The following is an 18473-nucleotide window of genomic DNA, read 5'->3' on the forward strand; positions in this document are numbered from 1 at the left end:
ATAAATGCGCCGCCGAGGCATTTGCGTGATTGACAAAACCGCCCATCCGAATGTAAATTGGGCTTGACATTTGGTTTTGTACTGTCAAATTGACAGTACGTCACCTGTGTTTGAAAGCATTTGTGGCCATGGGGGTCACGAATAACCCTCGTGCGGGTTCAGCACGGTTCGGAGACTTCTTGCAAGGAGACACTCATGTCCGACAAAGTAGGGCCTACCGGTTTGACCGAGGCCGAATCTGAGGAGCTGCACAGGCACCTCATCCAAGGGACGCAAATTTTTGGGATGATTGCTGCATTCGCCCATTTGCTTGCGTACATCTACTCACCCTGGCTCAAGTAAAGGGGCAACAACATGATCTACGGAAAAATGTGGACCGTGGTGCGTCCCCAAGTGGGCGTACCGATCTTTTTGATCGCTGTGGCCGTTGCATCGTTTTCGGTGCACCTGGCCATCACCCTGAACACCACCTGGGTGAAGGGCTTCCTGAACGGCAAAGCACCTGTTGCGGCAGTGGCTGCTGCGCCAGCAGAAGCCAAGAAATAGATTCATCTGTTTCTACCAAAGAACCGAGGTCTTTGATCTCGGTTCTTTTTTCTTCAAAGCGCCGCCACCCGGTACACGCATGAACAGCATCAGCCTCAAAATGCTCAAGGCATGGGCCCACATGAGCCCCAAGTTTTTGCCTTTTGCCGATGCCGCTTCGCCGGATTTGCCGCTCTCGCGCCTGTTGCGCCTGTCTTTGTTTCAAGTCTCCGTCGGCATGGCCTTGGTGCTGCTGGTGGGCACGCTCAACCGGGTGATGATCGTGGAGCTGCATGTCAGTGCCACCTTGGTCTCGGTGATGATCTCCATTCCTTTGCTGTTTGCGCCATTTCGGGCGCTGATCGGCTTTCGCTCTGACAACCACCGCTCCGAGTTGGGCTGGCGCCGGGTGCCCTACATCTGGATGGGCACCTTGCTGCAATTTGGCGGCCTGGCGGTGATGCCGTTTGCCCTGTTGGTGCTGTCGGGCTCGGGCCAAGCCAGCCAAGCACCGGCCTGGGTCGGCCAAATGGGTGCGGCCGTGGCGTTTTTGCTGGTGGGTGCTGGCTTGCACACCACCCAAACCGTGGGCCTGGCCTTGGCCACCGATTTGGCCCCGGTCGAAGACCAACCCAAAGTGGTGGGCCTGATGTGCGTGATGCTGTTGCTGGGCACCATCGTCAGCGCCTTGGTGTTTGGCGCTGCGCTGGCCGATTATTCGCCGGGGCGCTTGGTGCAGGTGATCCAAGCCTGTGCGGTGTTGACCCTGGTGCTCAATGTGACCGCCTTGTGGAAGCAAGAGGCGCGCGATCGCCACCGCAAGCGGGCAGATACGCCCATCACCTTCCAATCCGCCTGGGCCACCCTCAGCCACTCGGGACACGCCGTGCGCCGTTTGGTGGCGGTGGGCTTTGGCACCATGGCCTTCAACATGGAGGAGGTGTTGCTCGAACCCTTTGGCGGTGAAATTTTGCAACTCAGTGTGGGCAGCACCACCACCCTGACCGCCACCTTGGCCACGGGTGCGCTGAGCGGCTTTGCCCTGGCCTCCGTGGTGCTGGGGCGCGGCTATGACCCGTTTCGCATGGCCAGCATTGGGGCCTGGGTGGGCATTCCGGCGTTTTTGGCGGTGATTGCTTCGGCCTCCATGCAATCGACCCTGTTGTTTGCCCTCGGAACGGGCTTGATTGGCTTGGGCAGCGGCTTGTTTGGCCACGGCACTTTGACCGCCACCATGCAGGCGGCCCCACCGAACCAAACCGGTTTGGCCTTGGGCACCTGGGGCGCGGTGCAAGCGACCGCAGCCGGCTTGGCCATCGCCTTGGGTGGCATGCTGCGCGATGTGGTCGCCAGCATGAGCACCCCAGTGATGGGCTACACCGCCGTCTACGCGCTGGAGGTGGTGCTGCTGATCGCCACCATCGTGGCCATGGTCCCTTTGCTTCGCCGCAACCCGCCCCCCTTGAGCGCATGAAGTCTCACAGCGTGCTCGCCCCTTTGCCCCGTTGGTCGACCTTGGTCGGCGGCATGGGGCGCTTTGTGTTTATGATGCCTGACTTATTTTGAGGAGAACACCATGCAAACTCATCACATCCTTTTCGTCATTTGGTTTGCCGTTGTCGGGGTTTGGTTGCTCAACCAATTCAACCGCAAAAACAAAAAGTAATGCCTGCGCGCAGCGCGCCCTGAATCAATGGCTTTCGGCCAGCAAGGTCGGCCCTGCATCGGTCTGGCGCGCAAGGCTGGGCGCTGCGCCCATGTTCGCATTCCCGTTTGAGTTGGCGTTGGAGCCTGTGAAGGTGCTTGCACCGGTATTGGCCACCGAGTGGGTGTTGCCCGTAGCGCTTTTCGCGGCAGCCGCAGCCCGTCTGCTGGCCGCCACATCGGGGTACAAGACCTTCATCAGCAAACCCTGGTAGCGCTGGTTGTGCTCGGGCGTGAGGGAGTGGTAGGCCGCCACCCCAAACCAGGTCAGGCCATGGCGATCGATGTTTCTGCGCAGCAGCCAAGCCGCCACATAACTGGCCACACACGGGTCAAACAAATGCTGGCTTTGAATGCCATGGCGCGCCAATTCGGGCAAATGGATGCTGTTGATTTGCGCCATCCCCATGTCCACTGTGCCATTGGTGTTGCGACCAAAGGCCCAGGGCCGCAAATCGGACTCCACCTTCAACACCGCGCGCAGCAAGCGCGGGTCAATGCGGTGGTGCTGCGCCGCCGCCGGGATGCAACGCTCGGGGGACTGCACCGCCTGGGGCGGCGCAATGCTGGGGTTGATCTGGGCGTGGACCGGGGCCCACGGTGCAGCCATGGCGCCGGCCAGAAAAAGAAACCAACGGATAGATATTTTTGAAACCATAAACATCCATAAAGTCGAAATTCAGCGACATTATGAATTATTTAGTATCAATTTTGTGGTTTTTTAACCAAGAGGTTGTAAATCGCCCACAGTTCAGGTTCAAAAGGCCAGAGCAGCGGCCTTGGCAAGGCGGGGCGCGCAGGTGGCACCCCAGGCATGGCGTCAGAACGGAATGTCGTCGTCCATGTCATCAAAACCCGACTTGGCCGGTGCGCCGCGCTGCGGTGCGGCAGCGGGTGCGGCTGAGCGTTGGGGAGCGCCACCGCCCTCGCCGGCGGGGGCGCCCATGCCTTCACGCCCGCCGAGCAATTGCAGCTCGGTGGCAATGATGTCCACGGTGTTTTTCTCCACGCCCGTGGCTTTGTCGGTGTAGGAGCCGTATTTCAAACGCCCTTCGACATAAATGGGGCGCCCTTTTTTGACGTATTCACCGGCGATTTCGGCCAATCGGTCATAAAAAGTGACGCGGTGCCACTGGGTGTCTTCGATCATCTCGCCGCTGGTGCGGTCTTTGCGGCGCGAGCTGGTGGCCACGCTGACATTGGCCACCGCCTGGCCCGAGGGCAGGTAGCGGATTTCGGGGTCGCGGCCACAGTTGCCGACGAGGATGACTTTGTTGACTGATGCCATGGTCTTGCTCCAAATAGAGGGGAGATTATGCGGCCTGGGCCGGCTCGGGGGTGGCGGCTGGGCTGGCATGGGGAGGTGGCACCACCATGGCCCAGGCCACTGCCATCCAAACGCCCATCAACAGCGCGCAGCATAAGAACAAACCCGGGGTGCCACCGCCCTTGGCCAACCAACCGCCAAACGCGCCGCCGGCAAAAATGCCCAGCGATTGCAAAGTGTTGTACACGCCCAATGCCGAGCCGCGCCCGCCTGGCGGGGCAAAGCGCGAGGCCAGGCTGGGCTGGCTGGCTTCGAGCACATTGAAGCCGCAGAAAAAGAAAAACAACAGCACCGCCAGCACCCACAGCTGCACCGTGCCCAAAGACACCCACAGCAGCGCCAACTGCACCAGCATGACACCCGCGATGCAGGCCAAAAACAAGGGCCGCAACTGCCCACGCCGCTCCATGGGAAACAGCGTCATGCCCATGAACACAAACGACAACAGCACCGTGGGCAAATAGACCCAGCCGTGGTCGGCTTGCAGCACACCGGCTTGAACCAGCAAAGCGGGCATCGACACCCAGGTGGCAAATTGCACCGCATACAGCACAAACACGCCCACGTATAAGCGCAACAGGTCAGGGGTGAACAACAGCGACCAACGCACCCGAGGCGCGCCACCCACTGGCATGGCGGGCTCGGGTGGCGTCCACCACACCACCATGGCCATGCCGGCCACCGCCATCACCGCTGTCAAGTTGAACAAGCCCGGCAAGCCGGCCCATTGCGACAACCAGGGGCCGACCACCAGCGACAGGGCAAACATCAAACCGATGCTGCCGCCCAACAGCGCCAAGGCCTTGGTGCGCACCACGTCACGGGTTTGGTCAGCGAGCAAGGCACTGACCGCGGCCGATATGGCGCCACAGCCTTGCATGGCGCGGCCCCAGGCCAGGGTGTGCAAGTCGGTTGCGCCCGCCGCGATCAGGCTGCCCACGGCAAACAAAGCCAAGCCAAACAGCATCACCCGCTTGCGGCCCCAACGGTCGGCGGCCAGGCCAAAGGGGATTTGCAACACCGCTTGCACCAGGCCATATACGCCCAGGGCCAGCCCCATGGCGGCGGCGTCCTCACCGCCCGGGTAGCGCCGCGCCTCCAGCGCAAACACCGGCAGCACCATGAACAGACCCAACATGCGCATGGCGTAGACCGTGGCCAGGGAAAAACTGGCGCGCCGCTCCAACGCTGTCATGCGGGACGCGGTGTCGGGTGGGGGGGTGGAGTCGGTCACGGTGGGGCTTGGGCAGAAAGGGTGCCTATTGTGTCCCATGCCCGCCCCCAGATGGGCTTGACTATGATCGAGGGTTGTCCTTTTGAGAGCCCCCCAGTGAACGCACCTTCCGATGGTCCGAATTTAGCCCAGGTTTTGAGCGCGCAGCGGCTGAGCATCCGAGGGGCACGCACGCACAACCTGAAAAACATCGACCTCGATATCCCGCGCAATCAATTGGTGGTGATCACCGGTTTGTCGGGCTCGGGCAAGTCCAGCCTGGCCTTTGACACCTTGTATGCCGAGGGCCAGCGCCGCTATGTGGAAAGCCTGTCGGCCTATGCGCGGCAGTTTTTGCAACTGATGGACAAACCTGATGTGGACGTGATCGAGGGCTTGTCGCCCGCCATCGCCATTGAGCAAAAAGCCACCAGCCACAACCCGCGCTCCACCGTGGGCACGGTGACCGAAATCCACGACTACCTGCGCCTGCTGTTCGCCCGCGCCGGCACGCCGCACTGCCCCGACCACGGCCAACCGCTGCAAGCCCAAAGCGTGGCCCAAATGGTCGACACGGTGATGGGCCTGCCCGCCGAAACCCGGGTGATGATCCTGGCCCCGGTGGCGCGCGAGCGCAAAGGCGAATTCACTGAGCTGTTTGCCGACATGCAAGCGCGCGGCTATGTGCGCTTTCGCATCGGTGCCACGGTGTACGAATACAACGACTTGCCCACCCTGGTGAAAAACGAAAAGCACGACATCGACGTGGTGATCGACCGCTTGCGGGTGCGCGAAGACGCCCGCCAACGCTTGGCCGAGAGCTTTGAAGCCGCCCTGCGTTTGGCCCAGGGCCGCGCCATCGCACTGGAGATGGACAGCGCGCAGTTGCACCACTTCAACGCCAGCTTTGCCTGCCCCCAGTGCGAGTTTGCGCTGGGTGAGTTGGAGCCGCGTTTGTTCTCGTTCAACTCGCCCCAAGGCGCCTGCCCCAGTTGCGACGGCCTGGGCACGCAAGAACACTTCGACCCGAACCGGGTGGTGGCCTTCCCCACCCTGAGCCTGGCCAGCGGCGCCATCAAAGGCTGGGACCGGCGCAACAACCACTGCTTTTCCCTTTTGCAAAGCCTGGCCAAGCACTATGGCTTTGATGTTGAGGCGCCCTTTGAGTCGCTGCCCGAGGCGGTGCGCCAAGCGCTGTTGTGGGGCTCGGGCGAAGAGGTCATCAAGTTCACCCATACGGTGGACAGCGCCAGCGGCGCGGCGCGCAAGGTGAGTAAGCGGCATCCGTTTGAGGGCATCATCCCGAACATGGTGCGGCGTTACCGCGAAACCGACTCGGTGGTGGTGCGCGAAGAGTTGTCGCGCTTTCGCGCCACCCAGCCCTGCACCGACTGCGCTGGCACGCGCTTGCGCCGCGAAGCGCGCCATGTGTTGATGGGCACGGGCCCGGGCGCGCAAAGCATCCACGCCTTGGGGCACATGACCTTGCGCGAAAGCCTGCGCTACTTTGAAGGCCTGCACCTGCAAGGCAACAAAGCCGACATCGCCGCCAAGGTGGTCAACGAAATCAGCTCGCGCTTGCGCTTTCTCAACGACGTGGGCCTGACCTACCTGAGCCTGTCGCGCAGCGCCGACACCTTGTCGGGTGGCGAATCGCAACGCATCCGCTTGGCCTCGCAAATCGGCTCGGGCCTGACCGGCGTGATGTATGTGCTCGACGAGCCCAGCATCGGCCTGCACCAGCGCGACAACGACCGCCTGATCGCCACCTTGAAACACCTGCGCGACCTGGGCAACAGCGTGCTGGTGGTCGAGCACGACGAGGACATGATCCGCGCCGCCGACCATTGCATCGACATGGGTCCCGGCGCCGGCGTGCACGGCGGGCGCGTCACCGCCCAGGGCACACCCGCGCAAATCGAGGCCAACCCGCACTCGCTCACCGGGCGCTACCTGTCACGCAGCCTGCGCATCGAAGTCCCCCGCCAACGCCGAGCGTTTGTGCGCGAACAGCGGGCCCCCAACGCCTTCAGTGGCCGCATCGACGCACCCGCCCCCGAGCCGACACCGGTGCTGGGCGTGCACGGAGCGCGTGCCAACAACTTGCAACAGGTGTCGGTGGACATCCCGGTGGGCTTGCTCACTTGCGTCACCGGTGTGTCGGGTTCGGGCAAGTCCACCCTGATCAACGACACCTTGTACACCGCTGCGGCACGCAGCATCCACCGCGCCCACGCCGAGGCCGCGGCCCACGACGACATCACGGGCTTGGATTTGTTCGACAAGGTCATCAATGTGGACCAGTCCCCAATTGGCCGCACACCGCGCTCCAACCCCGCCACCTACACCGGCTTGTTCACCCCCATTCGCGAACTGATGGCCGAGGTGCCGATGGCGCGCGAGCGCGGCTACGGACCGGGCCGGTTTTCCTTCAACGTCGCCGCCGCCCAAGGCGGGGGCCGCTGCGAAGCCTGCCAAGGCGACGGCGTGGTCAAGGTGGAAATGCACTTTTTGCCCGATGTGTATGTGCCCTGCGATGTGTGCCACGGTGAGCGCTATAACCGCGAAACCCTGCAAGTTCAGTACAAGGGCAAAAACATCGCCCACATCCTGGGCCTCACCGTGGAAGACGCCTTGGCGTTCTTCAGTGCGGTGCCCAACCTCACCCGCAAACTGCAAACCCTGATGGACGTGGGCTTGTCCTACCTGAAGCTGGGCCAATCGGCCACCACCCTCTCCGGCGGCGAGGCGCAGCGGGTCAAACTTGCGCTCGAGTTGTCACGCCGCGACACCGGGCGCACCCTGTACATCTTGGACGAGCCCACCACCGGCCTGCACTTTGCCGACATCGCCCTGCTGCTCAAGGTGCTGCACCAACTGCGCGACGCGGGCAACACCATCATCATCATCGAGCACAACCTGGATGTGATCAAAACCGCCGACTGGCTCATCGACATGGGCCCCGAAGGCGGCGATGGCGGTGGACAAGTGGTGGCCCAAGGCACGCCCGAAGACGTGGCGGCCAACCCGAACAGCCACACAGGGCGGTATTTAGCGCGGTGCTTGGAGCTGTAAAACTTGGGTTTTTGCAACCGACAACGCCAGTCGATCAAGCCGAGCCGTCATCAGCCAGGCCAAGGGTGGTAGCGTCGTACCATTCTTTTTGATGAATGATTCTGACCACCACATTCACGTCGGTTGATTCATAGCGCTTGTGAAAAATCAAATAGCCACTGGCGCCAAAATCCACCACCATTTTTCGAATACCCGGCCTGTCCGGCAAGGGCGCGCCCATGTGAGGCTGCTGTTCAAGTGCTTGGAGTGCTTTGACCAGCACCCGTGAGCTGTTGTCAGCAACGGTCAAGTCATACTGGCTTAAAAAATCGTAAAGTCTTTTCGCGTCCCCAATCGCTTGGGTGGAAAGTTTTACACGTGACATGCCGGTGGTGTGGCATCACGATTGGATTGAACCGCCTTCGTCCATGCCATGAATTCGTCGAGCGTGATGTGAAGGCCCGTGGCTTCAAAGTGAGCAACGCTGTCATCCACGCTTTTCATCAGGGTTTGCTGTGCCTCTTCTGCCCGAAGATAGCGTTCAATGGCCTCTTGAACCAAAAAGTCAGGCGTGCAATTTTTGCTGGAGGCCAGTGATGTCAGGCGCTCACGCTGGGACATATCCAACTTGAGGGACTCGGCGCTTGCGTGGGGCTTTTCAACGGTGCTGGACATGGTGCCACCTGTGACATAAACAGTGCTTTGATTCTATGAGGTCAAGCAAGCTTGTCAATTGAGGGCTCTTGCCCCGACCGCACCGTCAATGATTCGGCGTCAAGGCAACAACCACTGCGCACCGACCTGCCAGCGTCGGCTCAAGGGTTCAATGCCTTCTCTTTGGTCGATGCGGCTGTAGGGCACTGTGTCCGAGTCCCCCAGCCATGTAAAGCGCACATATGGGGACCAAGCCCCGGCGCGCAGGCCTTGGCGATGCTCGCTGCTGAATTGCAGATATACCCCCTTGTCTTGGCGGTTAGTCATATCTACGAAGTCTGAACTCACTTGCGACACCATCGAGATGTGCTGCCCAGCGAGCAAAACACCGCCCTCAGCGATCCAAGCTGTGGCCCAAGCCCCCGGGGCCAAACCCTCGCGCCAGCGAACAGGTGCCCAAAGCTGAAATGCCTTGCGCAAATAGCCACCGTGGCCAGTTGTCGACGGCCCTTGTAGGTTGTTCCACAAAGTGTGAAAGGCCAAACCATAGCTCAAACCCATCGCCGGGCCTTCTTTGCGCTGGGCAGTATGGGAATACATGATGCGGCTGCGGGTCTCGATGTTGGGAATATCGGTTTTACGCCCCGTGTCAGTACTCTCGTAATCTTGCCGCCCATAAAGCACATCGGCCTCCAGCCCCCAATGCCTACTTCCATAGGCATCGTTCAGACGCAGGTGCAAGCCCATCTCTGGACCTTGCAAACGCATCAGGCCCGGCTCGGTATAACTGTTGAGCCCCGCGCTGGTCGCCCAGTGCCAGCGCAGTCCGCTGGCGACAGTTGTGTCGGGCGCGGCGCTGACGGAGGTGGTTGCGGTGGTGCTGCTTTGTGCCCAGGCCGCGCCCACGCCAAGCAGCATGGCGATGGCACTGGCCGCCGGCAGACGCCAGCGTGAGAACAGCGCGGGACGCTCAGTGCTGCGCACGGGCGGCCTCAAGGACTTCGCGGGTTTTGAGGGCTTCGCGGCGGGCCGCTTGATCGAAGTCGTCGCTGCTGCTTGCATACAAAATGGCCCTGGAAGAATTGACGATGATGGGGCCACTGGTGCCCCCGTTGTGTTGGCGATAACCCGCGCGCACCGTGGCCAGCGCGTCGCCGCCCTGCGCGCCCACACCAGGAATCAACAGAGGCAAAGTGGGCGCAAGTTGGCGCACCCGCTCAATCTCCGCCGGGTAGGTGGCGCCCACCACCAAACCCAGTTGGCCGTTCACGTTCCACGGGCCTTGCGCCAGCTGCGCCACATGCTCGTACAACAGGGGCTGGCCGGGCACACTGGCCAGGCGCTGGCTTTGCAAATCGTCGCCGCCGGGGTTGGAGGTGCGGCACAGCAAAAAAGCGCCTTTGCCCGCGTGCGCCAAGTAGGGCTGCACCGAATCAAAACCCATGAAGGGCGAGAGCGTGACCGCATCGGCTCCATAACGCTCAAAGGCCTCGATGGCGTATTGCTCGGCGGTGCTGCCAATGTCACCGCGCTTGGCGTCCAAAATGATCGGCACCGCCGGGGCGTTGGCGCGCATGTGGTCCATCAAGCGCTCGAGTTGCGCCTCGGCGCGGTGGGCAGCGAAGTAGGCAATTTGGGGTTTGAAGGCGATCACCAGGTCGGCGGTGGCGTCGACGATGCGGGCGCAAAAGTCAAAAATACGATCTGGCTGACCGCGCCAAGCGCCGGGCAACTTGGCCGGGTCCGGGTCCAGCCCCACGCACAACAGCGATTGGTGGGCCCGCTCGGCCGCGTGCAGTTTGTCAATGAAATTCATGCACCCATTCTACGAGCGGGGCTGTGCCAAACCTGGGCGCGGCGGCCTGGGCCGCGCCAGCCATGCCGCGCCTCAACAGAACCGCGTGCCGCCGCTCAGCGCCGGTCCACCAAACGCAAAGGCTTTTGACGGCTTTCGATGCCGGTGAGGTCTTTGATCTCGCCGGGCTGGGCCAGCACCACCGCCAACTCCACGCCCAAGCGCGCGCGCAGCAGGTTTTGACACGTCTCTTGCAAGCCCGCCGGTGCGCCGGTGCGCATTTCAGCGTGCACCGTCATTTGGTCGCGCCCGGCCTCGCGGGTGACGATGCACACAAACTCGCCATTGAAGGCCGGCACCTCCTGGGTCAAGATCACCCCCACGCTGGTGGGGTAGACATTGATGCCGCGCAGCTTGATCATGTTGTCGCTGCGGCCCTTGAAGCCAATGATGCGGCGAAACGGTAAGCCCATGGGCGAGCTGCCCATCACCTCGTGGGTCACATCATTGGTGTTGAAGCGGATGATGGGAAAAATATCGTCCTTGAACAAACAGGTGTTGACCATGTTGCCCGGCTCGCCGGGCACCACGGCTGCGCCAGTTTCGGTGTGGGTGATCTCCAAAAACTGGGCGTCTTCCATGATGTACATGCCGCTTTGGTCCTGGCTTTCGCCGGCAATCAGCCCGGTGTCGCCCACACCGTACCAGTCGTACACATCGCAGCCGCCCCAGGCTTGGCTCATGGGCTCGCGCCCTTCTGGCCCCAAGTGCCCGGTGATCATGCGCAAGCGGATGTCGCGCCCCGGCTCGATGCCGTTTTCCTTGGCCACCTCCGACAAGCGTTTCACAAAGTCGCCAAAGCCGACCAAGACCGTGGCCTTGAAGTCGCGCATCAACATCACCTGCTGCTGCGAGCGCGTCTCCACGCCCGTGCCGGCGCTCAGCATTTGCGCGCCCACCCAGTGCAGCAACGTCTCGCGGATGTAATGGCCGCCATTGACCATGCCAAAGCCATACACCGAATGCACCACGTCTTGCGCGCTCATGCCTTGCAGCAAATACACGCGCGCCAGCAATGCGTTTTGGGTTTCGCGGCTGCGCGGGCCAAACAACAGGGGTTGGGGCATGCCGGTGGTGCCACTGGTGGTTTGCAAAATGATGGGCGGTCGTTGCCCCACCGGGTGAACGTCTTGCCCATGAAAGTCACCCAGCGGCGGGTGCGCCTCTACCGAGGCCATCAGGTCGGATTTGGAATACATGGGGATGCGGGCGATGTCGTCCAAACTTTTCACGTCCCCCGGCTGCAAGCCCGCAGCGCCCCAATGGCGTTGGTAAAACGGCACCTGCCAGGCGAAAGACATGAGCCGCATGAAGCGCTGGTTTTGCAAGTGGCGCAACTCGTCGGTGCTCATGCCTTGGAAGCGCTTTAAAAATGCCGCCCCCAAGGGATAGTCGCGGCGAATCGACGCCACATCGGCGGCGTCAAAGTAATTCAAATCGCTCATGGGGTCTCCATTCGTACCAAAGGGGGGCCGCTGTGCGCCGCTCAACGCATCCAGCGCGCCACAGCGCCCACGCTGGGGGCGTCCACCAAGGCCGCGCAGTCGGCGATGAGGGTCTCGATGTGTTCGCGGGTGTGCGCGGTGGCGCCGAGCAGCATGTGGGCCTTGCCGTGCAACTGCGCCAGGCTCAAGGGAATTTCGGGGTCGCCCAGGGCGTCGCTCACCTGGGCTTGCAACACGCGCCCATTGCGCAAAGCAATGCGCATGGCCGCACCAAAGTGCGCTGGGTACACGGCCGTCAAAGCGGCGTCTTCGTGCAAACGCACTTTGGCGCGCAATGGCGCCACGCTGTTGTCTTGCGTGGCGGGCACATCAAAGTCATCCAAGCTTGGCTGGCCGCGCAGCAAACACACCGCCGCCGCATGCTGCAAGCTGAACTTGGCCTCCACCGGTGTGCGCGGCTCGGGCTTGTCACAAATGCGCACCGCATCGCGGTAGCTGTGCACGTCGATGGAAAGAATTTCGGCACCCGCCACGGCGTCGCGCAAGGCCAGCGCCAAATCAATCACCGCATGGGCATGGCGACAGGCTGGCCAGGGCTTGAAGCTGGTGTCATGGATCAGCCACCGGTCCTCATCGCCACCGGCCATGCGATCGGGTTGTGCGTCTGGGCACAGGGCGCGGAAAAACCCCAGCTCGCCCTCCAAGATGGCATGGGCCCCGGTGAAACCATGCTGCGCCAAACGCGCCGCCAACAAGCCCGATTGCGCGGCACGCCCGTTGTGCAACTGCTTGCTCATGGTGTCTTCCAAGCGGCACTGCCACAGGCCACTGGCCTGGGTGCCCGCATTGCCAAACGCGTCGCGCATGGCCGAGGCTTGGAGTTCGAGCAAAGCCGCGCCAATGGCCGCCGCGCCAAACACACCACAGGTGGCGGTGTTGTGAAAGTACCGGTAATGCGCAGGCCCCACCGAGCGGCCCAAGCGGATCATGATGTCAAAGCCCTTGACCAGTGCATCGAGCATTTGCGGCCCCGTGGCACCGCTGGCTTGGGCCATGGCCAAAGCCGCAGGCACCAACACCGGTCCAGGGTGAACGATGGCGGTGCGATAAAAATCGTCCATCTCCAACACATTGCCCAGCGACCCATTCACCAAAGCGGCATCGCCTTCGGACAGACCAGGGCCAGCAAAGGTGGCGCATGGCCCTGGGGCCAAGGTGCGGGCATAACGCCCCATGGCCAACCCGGGTTCGGTGCGCGAGCCGGCACTGGCACAAGCCATCCAGTCCAGCACATGCAAGGCGGCGCGTTCGCGTTCGGCGCGGCCCACCGGCCGGGCCATCCAGCGCACCCAATCGGCGGTGCTGGGCGAGGGTGTGCTCATGTGGTGTCCTTGCGCACAGGGGTTTGCGCCAATACCGACGCGGTGTGCTCACCCAAGCCGGGCAAGCGGGTGTCAATCTGGGCGGGCTCGTGGCGAAACTTGATGGGGTTGCCAATGTGCAACTGCCCTTGGGCATCTTTCAGCAGCATCTCGCGGGCCTGGAGTTGAGGCCTATCGAAGGCCTCTTTCAAGTCCAGCACCGGGGCGATGGCCACGTCTTTGCCTTGGAACCACTGCATCCATTCATCGCGGGTTTTTTGCACAAACGTGGCGCGCAAAAAAGCTTTCACCGGCTCGTGCACCGGCCCTGGGGGTTGGGTGGCGGTGTCGATCCATTCAGGGACGCCCAAAGCGGTGAGCAAGTTGCGGATGAATTTGGGCTCAACCGCACCCAGCACCAGGTGCTTGTCATCGGCGGTTCGGTAGATGTTGTAGAACGAGTTGCCACCCCAGGACCGCTCTTGCTGCACGTTGGGTGCACGGCCTTGGGCAAACACCGCGCCGGTGGCATTGGGCAGCCACGACAGCGTGCTGTCGTGCATGGAAATGTCGATGTAGTCGCCGCGGCCACTTTGCTCGCGCCGGTACAAGGCCATCAAAATGCCCGACAACGCCATCATCGAGCCGGTGATGTCCGACACCGGCATGTGCGGGTGGGTGGGTTGACCATCTTGGCCCAGGTTCAGGCTCAGCACGCCGGCCAAGGCCTCCATGCCCAAATCATGGGTGGCCAAGTGGCTGTCGGGGCCGGTTTGGCCAAAGGCAGCAATCGAGGCATACACAATGCGCGGGTGCATCGCCGCGATGCGGTCGTAATCAATGCCCAAGCGCTTGACCACGCCGGGGCGAAACGCCTCGACGATCACGTCACAGGTGCAAGCCAAATCCAAAAAGCGCGCATGATCTTGCGGTTTTTTCAAATCCAGCACCAGGCTTTTTTTGCCCCGGTGGGTGTTGCGAAACCAGACGCTTTCACCACCCGATCGATAGCCGATGTGGCGCACCGGTTCGCCCTCACCAGGGGGCTCGATCTTGAGCACCTCGGCGCCATGGTCGGCCATCATGGTGGTCAGGTGGGGGCCCGGCAAAAAAAGCGACAGGTCCAACACCCGAATGCCGGTGAGTTTCATGCGGGTGCGGCCCCCAAACGGGGCGAGGTCAAGCGGTGCATTTGGATTTTGTCCGGACAAAAACAAGAGGGAGCCAAGAGGTTACCACCAGCGCCCGCATCCGACCAGCGCACAAGGCATCACCATCATCTGCTGGCGCGCAGCGTCCACAGGGTTTACCCGACAACATCTGTCCAGTTGAACCACACCCCTGGGTTTGCACCAGCCAGGTGCACATGAAAGGGCGCAGCAACTGTCCGGACAATTGACATATCGGTGGGGCATCTGTTAGGCTGAACCAGATCAACACCACGCTGGAGAGCTCAAGATGCAATGGATTCGTCGCCTGCTGATTTTGTCAATCGGTTTCACTGCCGCCCCTTGGTTGGCTGCCCAAACCAAATTGGATATTTCCATGCCCTGGGGGCCCACCGAATTTCACACGGTGAACGCCCAAAATTTCGCCAAGCGCGTGGCCGAGGTGACCAAAGGCCAAGTGCTCATGACGGTGCACCCCGGTGGCGCCTTGGGCATCAAGGCCAATGAAACTGTGCGCGCCATCGAAGACGGTGCGGCCACCATGGCCGAATTTGCTGGCTTTCAAAACGTGGGCGATTTGCCCTTGTTGGGCCTTGAGAGCATTCCCTTTTTGGTTGACGACTATGAGCAACTGAAGGTGATGCACAGCTTTGTGCGACCCAAGTGGGTCGAAGACTTGGCCAAGCGCGGCAACAAGGTGCTGTACGTGGTGCCTTGGCCCAGCCAAAACTTCTATTTGAAAAAGCCCGCCAAAGGCTTTGAAGACCTCAAGGGCGTGCGCATGCGCACCTATGACCGCTTGACCGCCGACATGGTCAGCAAACTGGGCATGGTGCCCCAACAAATGAACAACCCCGACATCGTGCCCGCCCTGGCCTCGGGCCGCTTGGACGCGGTGATGACCTCTGGCACCACCGCTGTGGCGCAAAAGTACTGGGAGTTTCTCAAGCACACCTACACCACCAACCACCTGTGGGCGTCCAACTTCATGGTCATCAACATGGGGGTGTGGAACAAGTTGTCGGCCGAGAACCGCAACGCCATCGAAAACCTGGCCAAAGAGATGGAGCCCGAGTTTTGGAAGGTCAGCATGGCCGAACATGAAAAGCGCATGGACGAATTGCGCAAAAACGGCATGACGGTCGAGCCCCCCACCAAAGAAATGGCCGCCCGCATGCGCCAAGTCACCCGCCCCATGTGGGATGACTACAAAAAAGCCGTGCCCGAGTCGGCCAAGATCATTGAGGCCTTCATGGCCAAAACCAACAAAAAATAACCACCCCGGCTGCTGCTTGCCGCTTTGGGCGGCAAGAGGGCCGGTGGCCACACCCCAGCACGTGCCATGAACATGATTCGCTCCAGTTGCGAATGGATTGATCGTTTCAATTTTTTGGGTGCGTGTCTGGCCGCGGGTGCCTGTGCGTTGCTGAGCGTGCTGTTGCTCGTCGAGGTGGTGGCCGCATCGTTCCTGGCGTGGTCGCAACCGTGGGCAGTGGAGTACGCCTCTTATTTGTGTGCCTTTGTGTTGCTCAGCGGCTCGGGCTATGCGCTGCGTTATGGCGCGCACATCCGCGTGGCGATGGTGCTGAACCATTTGCCGTTTCGTTTGGCGCGGGCCCTGGATGTGTTGTGCACCCTGTGTGCGCTGTACATCAGTGGCCTGCTCACTGTCGGCTTGATCGAGCAAGCCTGGCGCAGCCATGTGCGCCACACGGTGTCTTACTTTGTGATGCAAACGCCCATGTGGATTCCCCAAGCTTTTGTGGCGCTGGGGGCCCTCATGCTCTCCCTGGCCTTGTTGGCGCGCTTGTTGCGCTTGGTGATCGGAGACGCCCCCGATTTGGCCGATGACCGCGAAATCGGTCAAGGTGTGGCCGAATGATGATCGCTTCGGTTTTTGTGTTGTTGGTCATGGTCGTGCTGCTGTGCTCGAGCATGTGGATTGGCTTTGCGCTGTTGGGCACCGGCTTGTTGTCGTTGGAGTGGTTTCGCGATGTGCCCATACAGCGCATCCTGGCCCAGGATGTGTGGTCGCGCCTGAACGCCGACGAGTTGGTCACCCTGCCCTTGTTTGTGCTGATGGGTGACATTTTGTTTTTCAGCAAATTGTCGGAGTCATTGTTTCGCGGCATTGCGCCGTGGGTGCAGCGCTTGCCTGGCGGTTTGTTGCATGTCAATGTGATTGGCTGCACGATCTTTGCGGCGGTGTCGGGTTCGTCAGCCGCCACCACTGCCACCGTGGGCCGCATGACCTTGCGCGAATTGCTCAAGCGCGGTTACGACAAAGACATGGCCATGGGGTCCTTGGCCGGGGCGGGCACCATTGGCCTGATGATTCCGCCGTCCATTCCCATGATTGTGTATGGCGTGCTCGCCGATGTGTCCATTTTGGATTTGTTCATCGCCGGTGTGGTGCCGGGTTTGATCATTGCGGTCATGTTCATTGGTTGGATCATGCTGCAAGCCTGGTGGCGGCCCAGCGTGCAACCCGCCGATCCAGAGGTGTACACCTGGGCCCAAAAAGTGGAGTCGCTCAAAGACTTGCTGCCGGTGAGCTTGCTGATCTTGTCGGTCATTGGCTCGATGTACAGCGGCCTGGCCAGTGTGACCGAGGCCGCAGCCGTGGGCGTGGCGGGGGCCTTGGCCATCTCCGTGGCACAGGGCTTGATGAGTTGGCGCAACCTCGGTCGCGCCTTGCTGTCCACCGTGCGCACCTGCTCCATGATCGGGCTGATTTTGCTGGGCGCTTTGTTTTTGGCCAAAGTCATGACCATGTTGGGCATCCCGGGTGAAACCGGCGCATGGGTCAAGTCGCTGGAGTTGTCGCCCTACATGCTCATCTTCACCTTGTTGGTGGTGTATTTGATCTTGGGCACGGCCTTGGATGGTTTGTCGGCCATGGTGATGACCTTGCCGGTGGTCTTTCCGTTGGTGTTGGCCTCGGGTTTTGACCCGGTGTGGTTTGGCATCTTTTTGATCATCACCATCGAGTTGTCCAATGTCTCACCCCCGGTTGGTTTTAATTTATTCATCATCCAACAAATGACCGGTGAGAGCCAAACCCGGGTGGCCAAATCATCGCTGCCCTACTGCAGCTTGATGCTGGTGTTGATTGTGGTGATGACGGTGTGGCCCGGTCTGATCACGTGGTTGCCTCAGCTGCTCAAGGCTTGAACGCGCATGCGCGGGCCGCAACCAGCCAAGCACGCTTGCGGGTGAGTCCGCGGCCCTGAACATGCAAGCGCTGTCCCAGTTTTTGGCCCGCCACGCCACCGCCTTGATGTTGTTGGGCGTCGCCACCGGCTTGCTGGCCCAACCCTTGGCCGCCATGGTCTCGCCCTTTGTGCTGTACCTGTCGATGGGGGCCATGTTCTTGTCGGCCTTGCGCATCGACCCGCGCCAACTCAAGGCCTGGGCGCAGCGCACCCGATTGATGGCGGCGGTGTGGGTGTGGACCTTGCTGATCGTCCCCGCCGTGGTGTGGCTGGCCTTGCCCTGGCTGAACCTTCCCGTTTACATGGGCGTGGGTTTGCTGCTGTTGGCGGCCACCCCGCCGATCATTTCGGTCGGCCCTTACTGCGCCTTGCTGGGAACCGATGCCGAGATGCTGTTGACTGTGGTATTGCCCGCCACCGTGATCTCCATCGTCACCTTGCCCCTGTTTGCCGCCCTCAGCGGGGTGGCCGGCCTGAGCCCTGGCGGCATGTTGATGAATTTGTTGTGGGTGGTGGGCATCTCCCTGGGTGGCGGCTTTGCCCTGCGGATGTGGGCCACGCCCGCGCGCATCGAGCAAAACGCCTCGGCCTGGACCTTGTGCATGGTGTTGTTGATGGTGTTCATCGCCTTGGGCGTTACCCATGGCTTGACGGCACAAATCACTCAAGACCCGGCCCAGGTGCTGCAACTGTTGGCCTTGACCGCGCTGTTCAACTTGGCTTGGCAGTGGGCTGGCTGGCTGGTGTTCAAACGCCTGACCGTGCAAGCGGCCATGAGTGTGAGCCTGATCAGCGGCTTTCGCAACGTGGCCGTGTTGCTCGGCCTGGTGCTGGGCCATGTGACCCCCGATTTGCAGTTGATGCTGGTGATGGCCCAAATTCAGTTGTTTGTGCTGCCATCGGTGATGAAGTTTTTTTACCTGCGCATGGGCTTGACGCCCACCCCCTGAA

The 18473-nt window shown here is 61.4% G+C and carries 18 protein-coding genes; 8 read left to right on the top strand and 10 right to left on the bottom strand.

Going from position 1 to position 18473, the window contains the following annotated elements; translation table 11 throughout:
• Positions 1-195 precede the first annotated feature (195 nt).
• The 3 genes from pufB (at position 196) to AC8GFZ_RS12220 (ending at position 1999) form a co-directional block, all read left to right on the top strand.
• Positions 196-342, top strand: coding sequence for a light-harvesting antenna LH1, beta subunit (gene pufB, locus AC8GFZ_RS12210; protein ID WP_506645173.1), 147 nt, complete (start codon positions 196-198; stop codon positions 340-342).
• Between the two features lie 12 nt (positions 343-354).
• Positions 355-546, top strand: a complete 192-nt coding sequence (locus tag AC8GFZ_RS12215) for a light-harvesting protein (RefSeq protein ID WP_506645174.1) — start codon at positions 355-357, stop codon at positions 544-546.
• A 79-nt stretch (positions 547-625) separates the two neighbouring features.
• Positions 626-1999, top strand: coding sequence for a PucC family protein (locus AC8GFZ_RS12220; RefSeq protein ID WP_506645175.1), 1374 nt, complete (start codon positions 626-628; stop codon positions 1997-1999).
• 216 nt (positions 2000-2215) lie between these two features.
• Here the strand turns inward: AC8GFZ_RS12220 and AC8GFZ_RS12225 are convergent, their stop codons facing one another.
• The 3 genes from AC8GFZ_RS12225 to AC8GFZ_RS12235 all read right to left on the bottom strand — a co-directional run bounded on the left by AC8GFZ_RS12225 (position 2216) and on the right by AC8GFZ_RS12235 (position 4751).
• A complete protein-coding gene (locus AC8GFZ_RS12225; RefSeq protein WP_506645176.1) occupies positions 2216-2839 on the bottom strand; it encodes a lytic transglycosylase domain-containing protein in 624 nt (207 codons plus the stop codon).
• Positions 2840-3049: 210 nt separating this feature from the next.
• A complete protein-coding gene (ssb, locus tag AC8GFZ_RS12230) occupies positions 3050-3517 on the bottom strand; it encodes a single-stranded DNA-binding protein (RefSeq protein ID WP_506645177.1) in 468 nt (155 codons plus the stop codon).
• Positions 3518-3542: 25 nt separating this feature from the next.
• Positions 3543-4751, bottom strand: a complete 1209-nt coding sequence (locus AC8GFZ_RS12235) for an MFS transporter (protein WP_506645334.1) — start codon at positions 4749-4751, stop codon at positions 3543-3545.
• A gap of 102 nt (positions 4752-4853) precedes the next feature.
• On the opposite strand from AC8GFZ_RS12235, the gene uvrA reads away from it, so the two are divergent.
• Positions 4854-7844 (top strand): excinuclease ABC subunit UvrA, encoded by a 2991-nt coding sequence (uvrA, locus tag AC8GFZ_RS12240; protein WP_506645178.1) that lies wholly within the window; start codon positions 4854-4856, stop codon positions 7842-7844.
• A 34-nt stretch (positions 7845-7878) separates the two neighbouring features.
• On the opposite strand, the gene AC8GFZ_RS12245 is transcribed toward uvrA, so the two are convergent.
• The 7 genes from AC8GFZ_RS12245 to AC8GFZ_RS12275 all read right to left on the bottom strand — a co-directional run bounded on the left by AC8GFZ_RS12245 (position 7879) and on the right by AC8GFZ_RS12275 (position 14289).
• Entirely contained in the window at positions 7879-8208 is a 330-nt protein-coding gene (locus AC8GFZ_RS12245; RefSeq protein ID WP_506645179.1) for a type II toxin-antitoxin system RelE/ParE family toxin, read from the bottom strand.
• Positions 8196-8498: a CopG family ribbon-helix-helix protein gene (locus tag AC8GFZ_RS12250; RefSeq protein WP_506645180.1), complete on the bottom strand. Its 303-nt coding sequence runs from the start codon at positions 8496-8498 to the stop codon at positions 8196-8198. The genes AC8GFZ_RS12245 and AC8GFZ_RS12250 overlap by 13 nt, the downstream gene beginning before the upstream one ends.
• Before the next feature lie 99 nt (positions 8499-8597).
• Positions 8598-9461 carry a hypothetical protein gene (locus AC8GFZ_RS12255; RefSeq protein WP_506645181.1) on the bottom strand — a complete coding sequence of 288 codons (864 nt, stop codon included), beginning with the start codon at positions 9459-9461 and terminating at the stop codon, positions 8598-8600.
• Positions 9448-10293 (bottom strand): orotidine-5'-phosphate decarboxylase, encoded by an 846-nt coding sequence (pyrF, locus tag AC8GFZ_RS12260; protein WP_506645182.1) that lies wholly within the window; start codon positions 10291-10293, stop codon positions 9448-9450. The genes AC8GFZ_RS12255 and pyrF overlap by 14 nt, the downstream gene beginning before the upstream one ends.
• Before the next feature lie 95 nt (positions 10294-10388).
• A complete protein-coding gene (locus AC8GFZ_RS12265; protein WP_506645183.1) occupies positions 10389-11777 on the bottom strand; it encodes a phenylacetate--CoA ligase family protein in 1389 nt (462 codons plus the stop codon).
• A gap of 41 nt (positions 11778-11818) precedes the next feature.
• Entirely contained in the window at positions 11819-13159 is a 1341-nt protein-coding gene (locus AC8GFZ_RS12270) for an MmgE/PrpD family protein (RefSeq protein WP_506645184.1), read from the bottom strand.
• Entirely contained in the window at positions 13156-14289 is a 1134-nt protein-coding gene (locus AC8GFZ_RS12275) for a CaiB/BaiF CoA transferase family protein (protein WP_506645185.1), read from the bottom strand. The genes AC8GFZ_RS12270 and AC8GFZ_RS12275 overlap by 4 nt, the downstream gene beginning before the upstream one ends.
• A 307-nt stretch (positions 14290-14596) precedes the next feature.
• On the opposite strand from AC8GFZ_RS12275, the gene AC8GFZ_RS12280 reads away from it, so the two are divergent.
• The 4 genes from AC8GFZ_RS12280 to AC8GFZ_RS12295 all read left to right on the top strand — a co-directional run bounded on the left by AC8GFZ_RS12280 (position 14597) and on the right by AC8GFZ_RS12295 (position 18472).
• Positions 14597-15583 carry a TRAP transporter substrate-binding protein gene (locus AC8GFZ_RS12280; protein WP_506645186.1) on the top strand — a complete coding sequence of 329 codons (987 nt, stop codon included), beginning with the start codon at positions 14597-14599 and terminating at the stop codon, positions 15581-15583.
• A gap of 66 nt (positions 15584-15649) precedes the next feature.
• Complete coding sequence (locus AC8GFZ_RS12285) at positions 15650-16189, top strand: TRAP transporter small permease (RefSeq protein WP_506645187.1); 540 nt, start codon at positions 15650-15652, stop codon at positions 16187-16189.
• The gene (locus AC8GFZ_RS12290; RefSeq protein WP_506645188.1) at positions 16186-17481 is read left to right on the top strand and encodes a TRAP transporter large permease; all 1296 of its coding nucleotides are present in this window, start codon (positions 16186-16188) and stop codon (positions 17479-17481) included. Before AC8GFZ_RS12285 ends, AC8GFZ_RS12290 begins: the two co-directional genes overlap by 4 nt.
• A gap of 61 nt (positions 17482-17542) precedes the next feature.
• Positions 17543-18472, top strand: a complete 930-nt coding sequence (locus tag AC8GFZ_RS12295) for a hypothetical protein (protein WP_506645189.1) — start codon at positions 17543-17545, stop codon at positions 18470-18472.
• The last annotated feature ends 1 nt before the right edge of the window (position 18473 follow it).

Source organism: Limnohabitans rimovensis (SeqCode), from assembly GCF_965234775.1.
GTDB lineage: Bacteria > Pseudomonadota > Gammaproteobacteria > Burkholderiales > Burkholderiaceae_C > Limnohabitans > Limnohabitans rimovensis.